Below are 17,875 nucleotides of genomic sequence, written 5' to 3'. Positions count from 1 at the left end.
GAATTGCTTGCCGTCCGAGTTCGTACCCGCCCCCGATCGGGGTGGGCATCAGTGTGGGCATCAGCCAAGCGAAGGCTAGAAAATCCAACAATTTGAAAGGCAAGTGGCGGAGAGGGTGGGATTCGAACCCACGGTACCCGTAAAGGCACAACGGTTTTCGAGACCGTCCCAATCGACCACTCTGGCACCTCTCCGCAGAGGCTTCCGACCCGCAGAAGAGCGAACCGGGCGATCGAAGGCGGCGCCTCTAACGCGGTTGTTTGGGATGCGCAAGCGCCTGCTTGTGCAGCGCGCAACATCTATTAGATTGGCCACATGCCAGCTGCACCCAGCCATACATTGATCGACGGCACGCCTGCCGTGCCGGCCGTTACCCATGCGCAGTTCACAATTGGCGACGTGGTGCGGCACCGGATGCTCGATTTCCGCGGCGTCGTCTTCGATGTCGATCCGGTCTTCGCCAATACCGAGGAATGGTATCAATCGATTCCCGAGAGCATCCGACCCCGCAAGGATCAGCCTTTCTACCACTTGCTCGCCGAGAATGCCGAATCGACCTATGTCGCATATGTCAGCCAGCAGAACCTGGTTCATGACGAAAGCGAGGAACCCGTCGATCATCCGGCGATCGCCGGCCTGTTCACCGGATTCAGTGATGGGCGGTACCTGCTGAAGCGCGAACACCGGCACTAATCCTGCCTTTGCGGCAGCGCCGCGTTGACAAGCGGTAGCGATTCTACTAGCTGCGCCGTTCCTCCTGGCCCGGTTGACCGGTCCGGGCACAAGCATTTGGATAGAGTCAGGCCATGTTCGCAGTCGTGCGCACGGGCGGCAAGCAGTATCGCGTTGCCGCCGGAGACAAGATCGTCGTTGAGAAGCTGGAGGGCGATGCCGGCGCCTCCGTTACGCTGAGCGACGTGCTGCTGGCCGGCGAAGGTTCGGAACTGAAGCCGACCGACGGTCTTACCGTTGCTGCCGAGATCATCGCGCAGGCAAAGGGCGAGAAGGTCATCGTCTTCAAGAAGCGTCGCCGCCACAATTATCGCCGCCGCAACGGCCACCGCCAGAATCATACGATCCTGAAGATCGTGTCGATCGGCGCGCAGGCATAACGCGAAGCGTAGGGAGCAAGCACAATGGCACATAAGAAAGCAGGCGGCTCGTCGCGCAATGGTCGTGACTCGGCCGGTCGTCGCCTTGGCGTGAAGAAGTTCGGCGGTCAGGAAGCGATCGCAGGCAACATCCTCGTCCGTCAGCGCGGGACCAAGTTCTACCCGGGCCGTAATGTCGGCATCGGCAAGGACCATACCCTGTTTGCGCTCGTCGACGGTCGCGTGGTGTTCCACGAGGGCAAGCTCGGCCGTAAATTCTGTTCGGTCGACATGATTGCCGAAGCGGCAGAGTAACATCGGGTGACCAGCCGGGTTGCCCACCAGGGCGATCCGGAGCCTCCGTCAGGGAGGCCAGCCAGAAACAAAGGGAGCCGGGTCCGCCCAGGCTCCCTTTTTTCATGCTCCCTCAACCAGGCGCTGTCGCCGGACCGTCATCAGGTTCGGCTAGCGGCGCGTTCGGGAGGAGAGCGCAGATGTTCGCGCGGACCAAGAGACTGACGCTGAGGCCCGGCTGGCCGGAAGAGGCAGAAACGCTGGCGAAGACGATCGCCCATGAAGACGTGGCGATGAAGCTGGCGCGCATGCCTTGGCCCTACACCGTTACCGACGCCGAAGCGTTTCTGGCCGTGCCGCGGGGACCGGCTGACGCGCGCTTTTTGATCCTCTGCCATCACGACGCTTACCCTGCGCTGATCGGGGGCATTGGCCTGAGCGCATTGGGCGGCGGCGCCGCCGAATTGGGCTACTGGCTGACGCCGCACGCCTGGGGCTGCGGGTATGCCACGGAAGCAGGTCGCGCGGTTGTCGAGATGGCGCGGCACGCCCTCCCCTTGCGGCAACTTGTCGCGCGGCACCACCTCGACAATCTCCCGTCCCGGCGCGTGCTGGAGAAGCTCGGCTTTCGGGAAGTCCGCCGCGAGGCCAGCTTTTCCCTGGCGCAAGGACGGGAAGTCGACAGCGCCGTATTGTCGCTTGAGTTAGGCGATGAGGGCGACGCGGAGCTCGACCGAATGGCGATGGCGGCGTGAGGCACGCGCACTGAACCGGGAGCGCCGCTACGGCGCTCCGGCATCTTTGCGGCGGCGGAAGGAACGTTGCAGAATCCCGAACTTTTGCTCGTCTGTTTCACGGGTGCATTGCAAAATTGCCGTGAAGGTTGAAGAGCGCCGCCCATGTCAGCAACGCCCGTTCGCCGCCGCCTGAGTCCCGAGGAGTCGCGTGCCGCGGCATTGTCCGCGGCTCGTGAACTACTGGTGGAGGCAGGCCCGCAGGCCGTGACGCTGAAGGCGGTGGGTGCCCGAATCGGACGGACCCACGCCAACCTCCTCCACCACTTCGGCTCTGCTGAAGGGCTGCAAAAAGCGTTGATCGCGCATATGGCCTCTTCGATTGTCGGCACAATCAAGGCGGCGGTCATCCGCTCACGGGAGGTGGAGGATCCGGCCGAGGTCGTTGATCTTACCTTTGATGCGTTTGGCAAGAACGGCGCCGGCGCGCTGGCTAGCTGGATGATCCTCACGGGCAACGAAAACGCGCTCGATCCAATTCTGAACGCAATCCACGATCTCGTGGACGATCTCGTGCGCGACGTTCCGGCACACGGAAAGCCGATCCACGAAGAAACGCTGCAATTGGTCTTGATGGCACTCGGCGATGCGCTGCTTGGCGCGCCCATGGCGAAGGCGTTGGGACTAGAACGCGACACGGCGCGTCAGCTCGCGCGGCATATGCTGCTGGCGGATCGCAGCCGATAAAACTTCGCGTTCGCCAGCATGGTCGCTTTAGCCGCGCTAAAGCGCTAAGCGCACGCGATGCATTTTCTCGATCAAGCAAAGATCTTCGTTCGTTCGGGCGCCGGCGGTCCTGGCGCGGTGAGTTTCCGTCGCGAGAAGTTTATCGAATATGGCGGCCCCGATGGGGGCAATGGCGGCAAGGGCGGTGACGTGATCTTTGAGGCGGTGGCCGGCCTCAACACGCTGATCGACTTCCGCTACACCCAGCACTTCCGCGCTCCGCGGGGCCAAGGCGGATCTGGTTCCAACCGTACGGGTGCCGGCGGTGACGATCTCGTCATCAAGGTTCCTGTGGGCACGCAGGTGCTGGCCGATGACGAAGAGCGCACTCTTCTTCTCGATCTGACGGAGGTGGGTCAACGCGAGGTCTTCCTTCGGGGTGGCGATGGCGGCCGCGGCAATGCCAGCTACAAGACGTCGACGAACCGCGCGCCAAGGCAGCACGGCACCGGTTGGCCGAGCGACGAGGCATGGGTCTGGCTGCGTCTGAAGCTGCTCGCTGATGCCGGGCTGGTCGGCCTCCCGAATGCCGGCAAATCCACCTTCATCAACGGCGTCACGAACGCACAGGCGAAGGTAGGGGCTTATGCCTTCACCACGACCCGGCCGCAGCTGGGCGTGGTTCGGCACAAGGGACAGGAGTTCGTCGTTGCGGACATCCCTGGCCTCATCGAAGGGGCAGCCGACGGCGCAGGGATCGGGGATCGGTTCCTTGGCCATATCGAACGGTGCCGGGTGCTGCTGCATCTGGTCGACGCCAACGATGTCGATGTTGCTGACAGCTACCGGATCGTTCGCGAGGAACTGACCGCCTATGGCGCCGGGTTGGACGAGAAACCCGTGGTCGTCGCGCTCAACAAGATCGACATGCTCGACGACGAACTGATCGCCGCCCTTTCGGCGGAGCTGGAAGAAGCGAGCGGCGCGGAAGTGATCCCGATCTCCGGTGCCAGCGGGACTGGAGTTGACTGGGTGCTCGACCGATTGCTGGAGGCGATCGGCCCTGATCATCAGACTGTGTCTGCAGATGATGAAGGCGAGGAACCGGTGGAGTGGTCCCCGGTCTGAACTATCCTGCGGCGCATCGCATCGCCGGGTCGGCCCTGCTGGCCGCCCTGGCGATCGTTGCACCGCGGTTGGCCGTTATGACTGCTTTTGCTCTGTCGATCGTGTGGGTTGCCCGCCGTGACAATGATGCTGGAACTTGGGGCGTGTTCTATGCCTTCTTCCTGCTGATCCTGGCGGTGCTCACCCTGCTTGTCGGCGCGCTGGCGCTGATCCACCGCGCAGCGAGCAGATAGAGCCGAATCGCGGCCGCTCTTGGGCAAGCTTCGCTTGGCAAGATGGGCGGACCTGCGTACCGGGCCCCCATGGCTGTTCGGTCGCTGTTTCCCACGTCCTTCTACGAAGATCGCATCCATGATGAGTCGCTCATCGGCGAGCTCGATGCATCGGTACGCGCCCTTGCAATGGACGACGTGGCTGGAAAACGATGGTCAAAGGCACATGGCTATCGAGGATACACCTCCTATGCGTCGCTTGATGACCTGCCACAGCGAGATCCCGCCTTTGCGGACCTGAAGCGGCATCTCGACCGCCATGTCGCCCGCTTTGCAGATGCCTGTGGGTTCCAGCTCGGCGGACGGCGACTCAAGCTGGACAGCCTGTGGGTCAACCTGCTCCGCCCGGGGGGCACGCACTCCGGGCACATCCACCCGCACAGCGTTGTTTCCGGCACCACCTATATCACGGTTCCACCCGGCTCCGGCGCGCTTCGGCTGGAGGATCCCCGGCTTGGCCTGATGATGGCCGCTCCTCCTCGCGACAACGTATTCGTCTATGCCGAGCCGGCCGCTGGCTCCATCTTCCTGTGGGAAAGCTGGCTCCGGCACGAGGTGATGCCGAACACGGCCAAGAGCGACCGGATCAGCATCAGCTTCAACTATCGCTGGTAATCGAAAGCACAACGGCGCTCTCCCAGCGACGCGCGACGACGGCGCTGCGCCGTCGCGCAGCATCAACCTAGGGTGGCGTGTCGGCGCGGCACACGGTAGGGCGCGGGACATTATTCTACCGAACAGCTTTACCAAGGATCGAACATGGGTTTCCGCTGCGGCATCGTGGGCCTGCCGAACGTGGGCAAGTCCACCCTCTTCAACGCACTGACGGAGACGGCCGCGGCGCAGGCCGCCAACTATCCTTTCTGCACCATCGAACCGAACGTGGGCAACGTCGGCGTCCCCGATCCGCGGCTCCAGAAGCTGGCGGAGGTGGCAAAGTCGGCCAAGATCATCGAAACGCAATTGGCCTTTGTCGACATCGCCGGGCTGGTCCGCGGCGCGTCCAAGGGCGAGGGCCTTGGCAACCAGTTCCTCGGCAACATCCGCGAGGTGGACGCCATCGTTCATGTCCTACGCTGCTTCGAAGACGGCGATGTCACGCACGTTGAGGGCAAGGTGGATCCGATCGCAGATGCGGAGACTGTTGAGACCGAGTTGATGCTATCCGACCTCGAAAGCCTGGAGAAGCGCGTGCCAAACCTGATCAAGAAGGGTCAGCAGGGCGACAAGGAGGCCAAGATCGGCGCCAGTGTGCTGGGGCAGACGCTTGAACTGCTGCGCGAGGGCAAGCCGGCGCGGCTTACTCGACCCAAGGATGTGGAGGAAGCGCGCGTATTCGCGCAGGCCCAGCTGATCACCGCCAAGCCGGTGCTCTATGTCTGCAACGTGGAAGAGTCGAACGCCGCCACTGGCAACGCGCACAGCGCCCGCGTTTTCGAGAAGGCTGCCGCTGAAGGCGCCGAGGCGGTGGTCGTGTCCGCCGCCATTGAGGCGGAGATCGCCACCATGCCGGCGGAAGATCGCGCGATGTTCCTTAGCGAGCTGGGCCTTGAGGAAACCGGCCTCGCCCGCGTTATTCGGGCCGGCTACAAGCTTCTCAATCTACTGACCTTCTTCACGGTCGGCCCCAAGGAAGCACGGGCATGGACGGTGCCTGCGGGATCGAAGGCACCGCAGGCAGCGGGTGAGATCCACACCGACTTCGAGCGCGGCTTCATCCGCGCGGAGACCATCGCCTATGACGACTATGTCGCACTGGCGGGCGAGGCGGGCGCGCGTGAAGCGGGCAAGCTGCGGCAGGAAGGCAAGGAATATGTCGTCCACGACGGCGACGTGATGCTGTTCCGCTTCAACGTCTGAGACGAGCGGTCGGCGGCTCCCAGGCTGCCGACCACCACCGGCGCCCGAGTTAAATTCAGCCGACCCGCCTACCCTTCCCTCCTTTACCGGCAGCAAGTGCCCGCATGACGCGCTGATCCGTTGGAAATTGCGCTGCGGCGTTCCGGAGCACCGCAGCGGCGCCCGCTTCATTGCCACGATTTCGCATCCGCTCGGCATCTGCAAGCAGCCGATTGGCTATCGCCTGCCCCTGTAAACCGACCAAGCGATCCGCCAACGCATCGAGAAAGGCGGGTGACACCTCTTCGGTGAAGCGGCTGGGTGGAATGTCGCTGATTGAATAGCTGTAACGTGTGATCCCGAACTCGCGGGCGAGAAAGGCGACGTCATCCCGGCTTTGTGCATACGCCTGTAGTCGCGCAGCCTGAGGAAGATCGAACTTCTCTCCGCGCAATCCTGCAAAGGCCTTGGGTTCGATACCGCTTCTGGCCGGATTGCGCCGGCCCCCTTCCGTTTCCGGAACCCGCGCATTGTACCGCCCGAGCAGCAACGCAGCCTCCATGGACAAAGATTCGTTCACGGCATCACTGCCGCCCTGAAGCAGCGCAGCGACACTCGGGGACAGGCCGGCTGCGAGCGCGAAACGTGCAGCGAACCGCTCCCGCACGGCGGCGAGCCGCTCATATTCCAATACGGTGATCGCACCCCTGCCAAACACCTCCGCGAAACGCCTAATGATGTTCGACCAGCGCGGCGCTTCCGGCTCGTTCAGCAACCGCTCCACGTCTCCGCGCGTTTTCAGGTGTTGCTGGGCAACACTGACGGCCCAGTCCACTGGATCGCGTACGACAAAGACGATCTGCGTGGCATCTACGAACTCGGTCAGCCACTTCGAGAACGCCGACAGTTCCTCACGGGAAAAGCCAGCCAAAGACTCCGCGCAGAGGACAAGCGTGTGCCACTCACTTGCCTGAAGCTCTTCGTTGATCGCGCTCAGCGAGCCTTCCCGATCCAAAACATAGCGGTTTCGCGGTGACGGCGCTCTTTCTCCAAGTCTTTGGTGAAACAGGCCCGATAAAGCGAACGAATGGTTGGGCTCCGGGAACGGGTAGATAACACCCGCATCAAGCAAATCGCTACGGCTGGCATGAAATTGGTTCTGGATAAACGTCGTCCCGGTCTTCTTGTGACCGATATGGACAATGGCCCGGCGCTCCGTTCTCACGACCGCGCCTTCAACATCCGGCGCAATCCCTCCTCAAGCGTCACTTGTGGTCTCCACGATATTTCTGCGCCAGCGCGGTCGATTGCCAATGCGCTACGCGGCACGTCCACGGAACGCGGCTGCTGATACGTTCGGCGTAGCGGTCGTCCAACCACTTGCTCCACCAATGCGCAAATCTTATTAAGTGATACTTCCACACCCGATCCGATGTTCAGGATCGGGCTGGCTAGCGGTGCCGCTGCCGCTGCGGCAATCGCCCGGCCCAGGTCATCAATGTACAGGAAATCGCGGGTTGTTTCGCCGTCTCCCCAAATGACGATTTCTTCGCCGCGTAAGGCGCGCTCAAAGGCCGTGGTGACAAAGCCGAAGGCACGGTCAGTACGCTGGCCGGGGCCGTAAGGATTCGCCACACGAAGGGATATGGTGGACAAACCCGTGCACGCGCTCACGAAGCGAAGCGCATGCTCGGTCTGCAGCTTCAGAAAGCCGTAAGCGTTGTTGGGCTCGGTCTGGCTATCCTCATCGGTCGGAACGGCCGCACGTGGACCATAGACTGTCCCACCCGACGATATGAACAGCACCCGTTTCACCCCCGCCTGATGGGCTCGTTCGGCGAGGGTGATGATCGGCGCGACCTGTTCGACATAGGCGGCGGCAAAATCGTCGGGAACATAGGCGGGCAGCATCTCGCCCGTGGCATGAACCAGCACCTGAGCGCCGGCGAGGTGATCTGAAATCGCATGCGAGCGGTGATCGATCGCAAAGCGAGCCACGTGCGGCGGCGCTGGCCGGGCGGTAGCGCGCGTGATTTGCGTGACGGCCCAACCGTCGATGCTCAACGAATAGGCCGCAGCACTTCCGATAAAGCCACCTCCGACAACAACCGCCCGCCCCCCGATCGCGTTCATTGAGCCATCGCGATCGCTTGCTCATAGAGATGGCGGTAGGCAGCGGCGCATGCTTCCATACTGAAACGGTCGGCCACCTCTGCCGTGAGGCTGCGCGCCGTGGCACGGAACGCCGGATCCAGAAACTGCTCCATGGTATCGGCGACAAGCCGGATGAACCCGCCGGTGTCCCGCATATTCACCGTCACGGCACCGGCCACGCCCTTGTCGGACGTCAACATGCTGCGGATTTCGCCCACGTCGTTGCCCAATACCGGGCAGCCTTCCTGCAGCGCCTGGATCACGCACAGCGGGAACGACTCTCCTTCGAAGCGGGTCGGCACCAGGGCGCAATCGCTCATTCGATAGATGCCGTTGATGCACGATTGATAGCCGAGGAAGTGGATGTTCGGATCGCCAGCGGCAATCTCCGCCGATCGTTCTGCAAAACGCCCCTCTCCGATCATTAGCAGGTGCATCTCGCAATCGGGATGGCGCTCCTTGAGCAATTTGAATGCTTCCACCGATGCTCGCCACCCCTTCCGCTGGATGCCTCGCGCGATGAAGGTGAAGACCGTGGCATCCTCTCCGATACCCAGGCTCGTGCGGGTGAACGGCGCGTCGCGCTCGTCGCGCGGCATGCCATTCGCCATCTTGACGAAGCGGGATCGATCAAGCGGGATGCCGGCAAATACGTCCAGGTTCTTTTCGGCAGTGTAGACCCAGTAGGACACATTCCGCAGAGACCGGAACAACAACCGGTCAAGCGCGCCGCCCGGCAGGTTATGAGATCCATGCATGGAGACGACATAGGGCTGCTTGAGCATCCCGCCGCGTTCGAAGAACAGGTTCTCGATCAGGACGCTGTGTGAATGAATCACGTCGATACCCGCGCGGTCCAGTAGCGCGGCCGGCCCGGCAGGGAACAGATCGTCCCGCGAATACACCGGCACTCTCGGGTCCAGCCGGGCCACCATGTCGTCGTTGCGGTCGGTAAGGTTCGCCGCGATCAGGGAGACCATCATGCCCTGACGGGCATATTCGTTCGCCAGCAGCAGGGGAAACAGCTCGCCGCCGCCGGTTTCGAAACCAAGGAAGCCGACCGCGACGTGCGGCATGCGATCAGAAGGCGCATTCAATGATTCAAGGGTGAACCGATCCTCAAATGGCCCGTGATCTCGGTCCAAAGCGAAGTGCCTATATTGATACGCCAGGTCCTCGGTGAACCGGTTTCCTGCCTCCTGATCCACCCGCCAGTAACGGCGGATTTCCTTCTGCACCTCCCAGCACTCGTCATAATAGTATAGCTTGTCGAAGTTACGCGCGGAGGTATTTGCCTCGTGCTGTCGAAAGTAACTGATCGCCTCCGGCGAGTAGGAAAGCTTCCCGCTTCCAAGCAGGTGAATGTAGAGAAACCAGTCCCCAGCGATGCGGAACTGCGCCGCGCGGTCCCACAGTGCCTCGGGCACTTGCTGGTTGCGGAAGACGCAACCGCCCACATTGGTCACGATGTTCCGTTTGGCAAAGGCCGAACGAAACCATTGCGCCGCCGGTCGCGTGACCGGCCTGTCCCAGATGCCGGCTTCGGCACCGTCACGAAAGCCGCCCATGCCTGATCGCGGCTCCCCGTCCGCGCGGCAGAACTCGATACGTCCGAGCGCCATCTTCACCGACAGGTCTGCAAAGCCCGGCACCAGGTGCTCTAGGAACCGGCTGTCAGCGAAATCATCGCTTTCGCAGATCCAGACCAGCGCACCTTCGGCCATAGCAAGGCCGCGCTGCCACTGGCGAAACGGACTGCCTGTGCCGACAGCGTTGAAGACCGTGCGATGTGGGAACGGGCATCGCTCCAGCAAACGATCGATCACTTCGCGACTGTCGTCCGTCGACGCGTCGTCCAGCACGATCAACTCGACGTGGCGATACGTCTGTTCGAAGATCGAGCAGAGGCGCTGTTCGAGAAACCGTGCGTGATTGAAGTTCGGGACGATCACCGAAACGAGCGGCGTGAAGTCAGGCTGACGATGATAGGGAACGGCGGGCCGTTTCTCATGCCGACCGTAGTTCACCCAGTGCAGAAAGGGATTGATGCCTGCTGCCGCAACTTCCGGATTGGTCTCCAGATAATAGGCCGTGCTGAAAGTCGGCGACGGATCCAGCCGCTGGCGCCAGCCGCTGTCCATGAAATGGCGAAACAGCGACACGCCATCGGGCAAAGCATCCAGCTGCGCTGCATAATAGGCTGGATCAAAGAACGCGGCTACCGGGTCGCCTTCCGGCAAGGCTTCGACGATCGGCGCGGACGTGGCTACCGAGGCATCGAGCGGCTGCTCCACTTGAACCTGGTCGCTCGGGGGACAGGAGGTGCGGCGTCCCTCCGTTCGTCCGTGGCGAACGAAGTGCAGCAGGGGATTGACGCCGCTCTCCGCCACATCCGGGTTTGTTTCCAGATAATATTGGGTCTCGAACGACTTGGACGGGTTCAGGCCCTGTCGCCATCCGCTCTGAAGGTAATGTTCCAGCAGATCGTCATCGATCGGCAGCGGCAGCTGCTCACGATAATATTCATCGTCGAAAAGCTCGCGTAGCTCGGACATCATCGTCTCGACTGAGGCGATGCCGGGTCCAACGCTGCGATCGGAAGGCGGCACTTCCGCGCCGTGGAAGCGGCCGATCGACGCATGATATTCCAGCGGGGCACAGCCGGCTGCACGGGCTTCTTCGTGCAGCGCCAGATACAATTCCGTCGAGAATCGCGGCGAGGGGTCAAATCCCGCGATCCACCCCTCTTCTAGATAGTGCCGTAGCGCACGCTGCGGCAGCGGGTCGACTCCAGCCTCCCGCAACTGCCTGCGGTAGAAGGCGGAATCGAAATGGTCGACAATCCACTGACGCGCGTCAGCTTTGACGATCTGGATCGGCGCATGTTCCTCCACGAATATGCATCTCCCCCGGCGCTGAGCCCGTTGCCGCTCATCCCCGCGCACCTCGCAAAGGTCAACCCGAAGTGGCTGCTTATCTCGGAACTTTGCTTGCGGGATGTCCCGTAGGCGGCGGTTCCGTCCGCGCTCGTCAGCCCGTCGCCTGCGCGCAGCTGCGTGCCCAATCTTTGGCCGGAAGAGCATCCGAATGTGACGCGGCGCGCACGCCCATCGTCATTCGCTGCGATCGCGAACCAGCCCCGCCACGATCGTCATGATCGCGCGAAACTTCTCTTCGATCAGCTGGTCACTGGAAAGGTAGCGGTACTTATCGTGATCGACATGCGGGAACAGCCGCGGACGCCCCCGAAAATATCGCCGGCAGACCGCTTCATTAGTTGGCCGGTAAAATTCGATGATCTTGTCGCGCTGCGCCCGCGTCAGCAGCGATACCTTGGTCTTTTCCACCAGGGCGCTGCCGGTCAAATCATTGAGGGCGTTGTAGAACCTGTTGTCGTGCACATTCTCGAAGATCGCACGATTGCCGGCGACCATCATGGTCACCGCATCAGTGACGGATGGATTTGAATCGCTTTGCTGATAGTCAAAATCCTGAGTGTGCTCGCCAAGGCCAACGGCATCGACGAAATCGCGCAAGAGATCGCCGTCGATGAAGCTTTCGCGATCGAAGACGCGCACGACCATGGCGTCGGTTCCCGCTTGCTCCTCCCACTCGGCGAGCACCTTGTCCCAGTGGCCGAACTGTTTCAGCGCAAGGATCAGCCAGGCGTTGAAGTCGCTCTCCAGCTTCGATGCCCATTGCTGCCAGGCAGAGGTCAACAGTTCGTCCTGTCGCCGCAGGTACATGACAATCCGAAGGTCGTATTCGGCAGCGAGGCCTTCGATAACGGCACTGTTTCCCAGATTGGAAAGGTTTTCGGCCGACAGCAGCGCCGCGCGTGCATTCCGCCGCGAGGCTTCAAAAATCGCGTCGACGCGCTCGCGAAGGCCGCGCGCGTCGCGTTCCTTTGCCAGCGCCTCGAGCGCGAACACGTGATCGCCGGTAACGCGCTCTCCCGTCGACAGCGAGACGTCCGGTACAACATAGCCTAGGCGAGCGAAAACGAAACGGTTGCGACGAACAAAAGACTGGATGGACGAGGATCCCGCCTTCGATGCGCCGATATGCAGAATAACTGTTTTGCGCATTGAATGCGTCGCCGCCCCCTCGAGTTTCATCACTTGCTCGCCGAGTGCAAGCAGCGGCCGGTGGATAGCTCCGAGTCTTGCCATTATGCAATTCGCGCCGAAGCTCATCCGCTTGATTTCGGATCTTTCCAGTGGCCGGCGATCGCTTTGCAGGTGATGGACGCACGAGCGGCAACACCCTAGCAGGCTGCGGGTGCGCCGCCGATGCGGCCGACAGGGAGTTTGAAGGGCGGCATGGACGGACCGATCATCGTTCCGCGCGATCATGAACGCGTCGTCGATCTTCCCCTCCCCGCTTCTGTTCAAGCGTACTTGGCGCAAACGTCTCGGCATTGCGTACTGACGATCGGCTATGTCGACGCGGACGGCAGCGAGAGCCTCGCCGCCACACACGAGTTTTCGTCGCAGGGTGCGAGCACTCAGGCCACAGTTTTACGCAAGAGGCTGTCGGCGGCTCCGGCAGAGCTTTGTTCGCTCAGGTTCACGTTGGATGGCGCTTCTGGCACGATAGTCGCTGACCTGCCCGCCATGTCGCCCGATCTCACGGCCTTCGCCAACGGTGCCCTGCTCTGGGCCGACCTCGATGACCGCTACGCACCCGGCTCATGCGCGAAATTGCCGATAACGATCCGCAATGATTCGGCGTTCGCCTGGGTGGGCGGACCCGCTGGTGTTTCCCTGCGGGTGGATCTCGCTGGCGAGATCCGGCACATCCCGTTGCCAAGCAGCGTGCCGCCCGGGACCGAGCGGACTTTCGACATATCGGTCCAGATCCCGTCGAGCATCGGTGAGCATAACCTGCAGTGCGCGCTGTTGCTTGCGCCTTCGCTTCCTTTTGTTCGGGGGCGCAGGTTTACGCCGGCGAGGGGGCGAATTCTTGTCGAGGCCGATACAGTCGAACGGCAACTCCTCGATCTGCCGCAGTGCCGCATCACCATCGAGCCGCCCGATGCGCCCTGCCTGCCTGGAACCGCCATCACCTTGCTGGCGCAGGTCCACAACAGCGGCGAAATACGCATCGAAGCCGCCGATCCCGGCGGCATCAGGCTGCGCGCCCGCTGGCGTCGCATCCCCCGCACAGACCCGCCGATCCGCGACGATGTCACCGTACTTCTCCCCTACCCATTGGAGCCGGGCGATACATGTAGGCTCGCGCTTGATGCCACCGTCCCCGCGCGATCGGGCGACTATCAGATCGATGTCATCGCGGAGCTGATCGGCGTCGGCGCTCGGCTAGGCTCCGATCATTGCGAAAGCCCGCATGTCGCTGTTTCGGTGGCCGACCCCGATCTGCTCGACAAAGTAGTGGAGCGCGGGATGCGGCGCGCGCGCCTTGCGGCTGATGAAGCCGCCATGCGCGCCGGCTATCAGGATTGGGCAAGACGCTGCGACACCTTCGATGGCACAGCCGATTGCCTTGCCGCCATCGGCCTCAACGAATGGCCCAGTCTTCCCGCGATCGGCGTGCTGCTGCCGTCGGAGCTGTGCGAAAACCTTGTGGATGAGGCGCGCTGCTGGCTCGCGTCCCAACCCTACCCCGCCTGGCAGCTGCTGCCACATGCGTCCGAGACGGAGGCGCCGGACGGCTACGGCCCTTCTTGCCCGCCCGACCTCGTGATGAGCTGGGATCCGCGCATCGGCCGGCCGGCTGACCACGCACTCGCCTTCTTTGCCGGCGCTTTTGTGCACAATCCCGCGCTCTCCTTTATCTATGCCGATTACGACCATATCGACGGCGAGGGGCGCTATGGCAGAATGTTCCTTCCTGCGCCCGACACGTTCTTCGCGCGTGCCCAGCCACAAACCTTTCTAATCGCTGCCGTTCGACCCGCCGCTCTGGCGGCAGCGGACACGTGGCTGGACGATCCACTCCTCGGTGCGAAGCTGCTGTCCCGATCACCGCCGCATGCAGGGGCGCACCTGCCCCAAGTGCTGTTCCACCGCTTTGGCGAAGTACCCCACTATGAGGGCAAGGGGCTGTTAGCGGACGGGCCTTGGCGCTTGTCCAAGATGCATGATGCGCCCGGATATGCGGCCCATGCCGATGTGCCGGCGCCGCCGCCGCGCGTCACGCTGATTATCCCAACTCGTGACCGCTTTGATCTGCTGGCAGCCTGCATTGGATCGATCCTCAATCGCACGGCCTATCCCCGTTTCGACCTGATCGTCATCGACAATGGTTCGACCGAGCAGGCCACGCTCGACTATCTGCACTGGCTGAGCACGCAGGGGATCGCGCGTGTCATACGTGATGACGGGCCGTTCAACTGGTCCCGCCTGAATAACCGGGCCGCGGCAATGACCGATGCGGACGCGCTTTGCTTCCTCAACAACGACGTCGAAGTCACGTCGGAACGCTGGCTTGCCGAGCTAGTCGGGCTGGTCAGCCAGCCGGATGTCGGAGTTGCCGGTCCGACCCTGTGGTTCCCCGATGGTACCATGCAGCACGTCGGGGTGGTCTTCTCCTCGCGCGGCAGTCCGCTGCACCCGTTCCGTGCGGCGCCGCGCGGCACCGCTCCCTTCTATCTCCGCTCGCTTCGCGCCCAACCGGCTGTCACTGGTGCCTGCCTCACCGTTCGACGCGCGGTGTTCGAAGCGGTGGGCGGCTTCTCTGAATGCTTTCCGCTTGGCTTCAACGATGTGGATTTCTGCATGCGCGTGCAGGAAACGCTTGGCCTGCCCTCCGTCTGCACGCCCGCAGCCGAGCTGCTTCACAAGGAAAGCGCCTCGCGCGGCCGCCTGAGAAGCGAAGCCGATCATGCGCGCTTCCTGCATGATCTCGCCTTGTTTGAGGCCCGGCACCTCGAAACGGCACGCGCGGATCGCTGGGCCGCCACCATCGCGCATGAGGCACGCCGCGGAGCCCCGCTCACCATGATCGCCCGCCGGGCACCCGGCGCTCGGACGGCGGCGCGGCGCTTCCGCCGCATGAACGCGCCGAAAATCTCCTTTCTGCATATCCCGAAAACGGCCGGAACAGCGGTGCGCCGCGTGTTGGAGCGCGCGCTGCCGGACGGCGCAGTGCTCACCATCGGCGCCCGTGCGGTGGTGGAAGGACATGCCAGCGATCCGCTTACCGTGGCGCGCCTAGCTCCCCTTTTGCACGATGCCGAGGTGCTGATCTCCCATGTCAGCCATGGGTTCGGGGCTGCGGTCGGCTGGCCCTGCCGCTACGCCACGATCCTTCGCGCCCCGCGGGACCGCGTTCGCTCGCATCACGGTTTTCTCGTCGCACCGCCCAACGCGCCACTGCGCGACACGCCCCTTGCCAACTGGTCCATTGCTCAGTTGCTCCGCAAGGGGATCATTCCGGGCAATCTCATGCTGGCGAAAATTCTGGGCAGACCAGCCGAGCCTGTAGGCTGGCCGGAGATAGACGGCCGTTTTCCGCGCTACGCCGGCTTCGGTCTGCCTGCCGCCTTGTGGCAAGGGGACATGAAGGCGCTGGAAGCACTGCCGGACATAGCGCCGCAGCGGAACGAAGCGTTGGTCGCTGATGCGTTAGCGGTGATCGAACGGGACTTCATGTTTGTCGGCATTCAGGAGCGCCTCCAAGACCATCTTGTCCGGTTCGGGCGGCTGATCGACGTACCGGACATCGGCCGCATCCCGCACATCAACGCGGCACGCGCCGCGGACGTCTCAGTCAGCGACGAGGATCTGGAGGCGATCGATGCGTATAATGCGCTCGACCGCCTGCTCTATGAGGCCATTCTGGCGCGACCCGGCGGGCTGTTCATCGCTGACGCCTGAGCACCGAGCGAGCGCGTTTCGCCACGCGTCACCTGGCGGCAAGAGCGATCAGCCCTCCAGTTCGCGCATCAAGGTGCGCACCGCGCCATCAACCTCGCGGTCGCTGTCACGCAATTCCTCGATCCGCCGCACCGCGTGGATCACCGTGGAGTGGTCGCGCCCACCAAACTTGCGGCCGATCTCCGGCAGCGACCGTGTCGTCAGCCGCTTGGACAGGTACATCGCGATCTGCCGCGGCCGCGCCACCGCGCGCGCCCTGCGCGCCGAAACAAGGTCGATCGGCTTCAGGTCAAAATGAGTGGACACCAGCTTCTGGATCTCGTCGATCGTCACCCGGCGCTGGCTGCCGCGCAGCACATCGCCGAGCGTCGCGATTGCAAAGTCGAGATCGATCGTCTCACCGGTCAGCTGGGCATAAGCGACGACGCGGTTCAGCGCGCCTTCCAGCTCGCGGATGTTGCCCGTGATCCGGGCCGCCAGCATGTCCAGCACCTCGTGCGGAACCCTGGTATCCGGCAGATCGGCGACCTTTCGGTCAAGGATCGTGCGGCGCAGTTCCAGCGACGGCGCCTTGATGTCGGCCACCAGGCCGATTGCCATCCGCCCGATGATCCGCTGTTCGATGCCGTCCAGCGCCTGTGGGCAGCGATCGGCGGAAATCACCAGGCGCTTGCCCGCCGCCATGATCTCGTTGACCGTATGGAAGAACTCTTCCTGTGTCGCGTCCTTGCCGGCGATGAACTGCAGGTCATCGATCAGCAGCAGGTCCGCCGAGCGCAGCCGCGCCTTGAACGCGAAGGTGTCGCGGGCACGCAGCGCCGCCACAAAATCGAACATGAAGCGCTCGGCCGACATGGCGATCACGCGGGCGCCAGGAACAGCCGCAATGAAGGAATGGCCGATCGCATGCATCAGATGCGTCTTGCCCTGCCCAGTGCCGGAATGAAGGAACAGCGGGCTGAAGCGAACAGGGCCAGGCTCCGCCAGCGCCCTGGCCGCGTTGAACGCGACGCGGTTGGACGCGTCCACGACAAATCGATCAAAGGTGTAGCGCGGCTCCAATGCCGGACGCTCCACGTCCGACGGCTCGGGAGCCTCTGATGCGGAGAGCACAGGCGCAGGCGCTTCGGCCGGCGCCATCGTGATCACCGCAGGCGTGTGGCGCGTCGGGGCCGTCTCGATCGCAACGGCGCGGATGTGCGGCAGGACTGCGCGGAATTCGTGAAACAGCCGATCAGCATAGTGGCTGCGAACCCAGTTGGTCATGAACGCAGACGGCAGTGTCAGCCGAACGCGATCATCATCGCCGCTGTCGTCCAGTTGCATCGGCTTCAGCCATTGGTCGAACAGCCGCGCCCCGGCGGACTCGCGCAGGTTGGTCCGCACCCGTGCCCATGCCCGTGCCATTTCCCCCGCATCGTCTGGCACCACAAACTGTGACAACGGCACGCACACCTTTCCTAGGGCCGCGACACGGGGTCGCGACCACAAATCAACAGAGCAAAACTGTCCCCCGATGTGGCCCCCGCCACGGTCGGCTACGACGATGGTTCGTTTGAGCGCCTCAGGCAGAACGTGCCGAGCCGACTGAGCAAGGTTTAGGAACAGGCCCGTGAGTCGATCAAGTCCGGGCCTTGCCACATTTCCGAAATATACCGCCTTGACTCGATGCCGGCCGCGAAAATGCGTCGAAAAACTTATAACTTGCTGTTTTTAATAGAGGAAACTGGGCCGCTCGTTTTTGCACCGACTGCGAATCGCGGATCATCCTAGGATTCCTGACGCTGCACTTTCGA

At 62.8% G+C, this 17,875-nt stretch carries 15 protein-coding genes and 1 tRNA gene; 10 read left to right on the top strand and 6 right to left on the bottom strand.

All coding sequences use genetic code 11. From position 1 onward, the window contains the following. Positions 1-104: 104 nt before the first annotated feature. Positions 105-194 (bottom strand) — tRNA-Ser (locus tag BMX36_RS15905). A gap of 121 nt (positions 195-315) precedes the next feature. Between BMX36_RS15905 and hspQ the strand changes: the two genes are divergently transcribed. From hspQ to ychF, 9 genes are all read left to right on the top strand, one after another. Next, positions 316-693 (top strand): heat shock protein HspQ, encoded by a 378-nt coding sequence (gene hspQ, locus BMX36_RS15900; RefSeq protein WP_093066917.1) that lies wholly within the window; start codon positions 316-318, stop codon positions 691-693. 113 nt (positions 694-806) lie between these two features. Beyond that, entirely contained in the window at positions 807-1,112 is a 306-nt protein-coding gene (rplU, locus tag BMX36_RS15895) for a 50S ribosomal protein L21 (protein ID WP_066780773.1), read from the top strand. 24 nt (positions 1,113-1,136) lie between these two features. Then, entirely contained in the window at positions 1,137-1,406 is a 270-nt protein-coding gene (gene rpmA / locus BMX36_RS15890; RefSeq protein ID WP_066780771.1) for a 50S ribosomal protein L27, read from the top strand. 179 nt (positions 1,407-1,585) lie between these two features. Continuing rightward, complete coding sequence (locus tag BMX36_RS15885; protein ID WP_256210843.1) at positions 1,586-2,140, top strand: GNAT family N-acetyltransferase; 555 nt, start codon at positions 1,586-1,588, stop codon at positions 2,138-2,140. Between the two features lie 144 nt (positions 2,141-2,284). Continuing rightward, complete coding sequence (locus tag BMX36_RS15880) at positions 2,285-2,866, top strand: TetR/AcrR family transcriptional regulator (RefSeq protein ID WP_093066915.1); 582 nt, start codon at positions 2,285-2,287, stop codon at positions 2,864-2,866. A gap of 57 nt (positions 2,867-2,923) precedes the next feature. Next, on the top strand, positions 2,924-3,973 hold the full coding sequence (obgE, locus tag BMX36_RS15875) for a GTPase ObgE (RefSeq protein ID WP_066780768.1): 1,050 nt from the start codon (positions 2,924-2,926) through the stop codon (positions 3,971-3,973). Continuing rightward, positions 3,958-4,206, top strand: a complete 249-nt coding sequence (locus tag BMX36_RS21955; RefSeq protein WP_093066913.1) for a hypothetical protein — start codon at positions 3,958-3,960, stop codon at positions 4,204-4,206. The genes obgE and BMX36_RS21955 overlap by 16 nt, the downstream gene beginning before the upstream one ends. A 69-nt stretch (positions 4,207-4,275) precedes the next feature. Beyond that, a complete protein-coding gene (locus BMX36_RS15865) occupies positions 4,276-4,860 on the top strand; it encodes a TIGR02466 family protein (RefSeq protein ID WP_093066911.1) in 585 nt (194 codons plus the stop codon). A gap of 144 nt (positions 4,861-5,004) precedes the next feature. Further along, positions 5,005-6,105: a redox-regulated ATPase YchF gene (gene ychF, locus BMX36_RS15860; RefSeq protein WP_066780761.1), complete on the top strand. Its 1,101-nt coding sequence runs from the start codon at positions 5,005-5,007 to the stop codon at positions 6,103-6,105. Positions 6,106-6,160: 55 nt separating this feature from the next. Here ychF and BMX36_RS15855 read toward each other — a convergent pair whose 3' ends face one another. From BMX36_RS15855 to BMX36_RS15840, 4 genes are all read right to left on the bottom strand, one after another. After that, a complete protein-coding gene (locus tag BMX36_RS15855; RefSeq protein ID WP_143058588.1) occupies positions 6,161-7,309 on the bottom strand; it encodes a hypothetical protein in 1,149 nt (382 codons plus the stop codon). Further along, positions 7,306-8,217 carry an NAD-dependent epimerase/dehydratase family protein gene (locus BMX36_RS15850; protein WP_066780757.1) on the bottom strand — a complete coding sequence of 304 codons (912 nt, stop codon included), beginning with the start codon at positions 8,215-8,217 and terminating at the stop codon, positions 7,306-7,308. The genes BMX36_RS15855 and BMX36_RS15850 overlap by 4 nt, the downstream gene beginning before the upstream one ends. Beyond that, positions 8,214-11,132 (bottom strand): glycosyltransferase, encoded by a 2,919-nt coding sequence (locus BMX36_RS15845; RefSeq protein WP_177179178.1) that lies wholly within the window; start codon positions 11,130-11,132, stop codon positions 8,214-8,216. The genes BMX36_RS15850 and BMX36_RS15845 overlap by 4 nt, the downstream gene beginning before the upstream one ends. 219 nt (positions 11,133-11,351) lie before the next feature. After that, positions 11,352-12,410, bottom strand: coding sequence for a hypothetical protein (locus BMX36_RS15840; RefSeq protein WP_143058587.1), 1,059 nt, complete (start codon positions 12,408-12,410; stop codon positions 11,352-11,354). Between the two features lie 150 nt (positions 12,411-12,560). Here BMX36_RS15840 and BMX36_RS15835 point away from each other — a divergent pair, with 150 nt between their 5' ends. After that, a complete protein-coding gene (locus BMX36_RS15835; RefSeq protein WP_177179177.1) occupies positions 12,561-16,079 on the top strand; it encodes a glycosyltransferase family 2 protein in 3,519 nt (1,172 codons plus the stop codon). A 48-nt stretch (positions 16,080-16,127) separates the two neighbouring features. On the opposite strand, the gene dnaA is transcribed toward BMX36_RS15835, so the two are convergent. Then, on the bottom strand, positions 16,128-17,486 hold the full coding sequence (gene dnaA, locus BMX36_RS15830; protein WP_093066901.1) for a chromosomal replication initiator protein DnaA: 1,359 nt from the start codon (positions 17,484-17,486) through the stop codon (positions 16,128-16,130). Between the last annotated feature and the right edge of the window lie 389 nt (positions 17,487-17,875).

The organism is Sphingomonas sp. OV641 (genome assembly GCF_900109205.1).
Classification (GTDB): Bacteria; Pseudomonadota; Alphaproteobacteria; order Sphingomonadales; family Sphingomonadaceae; genus Sphingomonas.
The sequence above is the reverse complement of the archived record's forward strand: the minus strand, read 5'-3'. Positions and strand labels throughout refer to the sequence as shown.